1 pseudogene is annotated in these 407 nt (G+C 45.9%); it reads left to right on the top strand.

What is annotated here, in order from left to right:
- Positions 1–222, top strand: a pseudogene (locus tag AB4496_RS29585) (LysR family transcriptional regulator); the annotation flags it as partial.
- Positions 223–407: the final 185 nt, after the last annotated feature.

Consider the following 407-nt stretch of genomic DNA (forward strand, 5'->3'; position numbering starts at 1 on the left):
GGGTTAACGACTGTCATGGCGGGACATGGGGTTTGCTTGGCAACAGACAGCTTAGCTGGTGACTTCATCGAACGCGGCTTGCTAGTGAAGCCCTTTGATATAGGCATGACACCTGGGGTTCAAGTCAACCTATGCTTTGACCCTAACTCCCCGAGAGAAGAGCGTATTACCGCGTTCACCAATTGGTTGCACGAAGAAGTAAACGAGCTATTGGAGAGTTAAATATCATCTCCCACTTCTTTATATAAACCATAAACCTAACTCAACATAGAACGGTAACGTAAACCTCCCGACACCGACAAAACTATGTTGAGTTAAAGCAACGTCGAGTTAAAAGCTACGTTGCCTCGAATCACTCCCAAAATGACTTCTTCAGTTCTTTCTCGACTTGTTCCGACGTAATCCCG

The organism is Vibrio sp. 10N.222.46.A1 (assembly GCF_041473595.1).
Classification (GTDB): Bacteria; Pseudomonadota; Gammaproteobacteria; order Enterobacterales; family Vibrionaceae; genus Vibrio; species Vibrio tasmaniensis_A.